At 43.1% G+C, this 304-nt stretch carries 1 protein-coding gene; it reads right to left on the bottom strand.

Annotated elements, in window-relative coordinates; translation table 11 throughout:
• Positions 1-46 precede the first annotated feature (46 nt).
• A partial coding sequence (locus tag ACYVTD_RS19035; RefSeq protein WP_461249142.1) for a shikimate kinase occupies positions 47-304 on the bottom strand: 258 nt, incomplete at its 5' end.

Here is a 304-nt window from a genome sequence, read left to right as displayed (position 1 = left end):
TAAAGGAAAATCAATCGCCCTAATCGGCCCAATGGGATCAGGCAAGTCAACTGTCTTTTAATAATGCCATGTTTTCTGGGCTAGTTACGATTCCGCCACCGGTTGAAATTATGGATTGTTCGTGGATATGGTATAAGCTTTCGGTTTCGTATTTACGAAATGCCTCTTCGCCTTGCTTTGCGAAAATTTCGTTGACTGGGCCGTGCTCCTTTTCGATTATTTGGTCTGTATCGATATATGGAAGGAACAAAAGCTGTGATAATATTGAAGCGACAGTTGACTTGCCTGATCCCATTGGGCCGAT

The organism is Treponema sp. R6D11 (assembly GCF_054786075.1).
The sequence above is the reverse complement of the archived record's forward strand: the minus strand, read 5'-3'. Positions and strand labels throughout refer to the sequence as shown.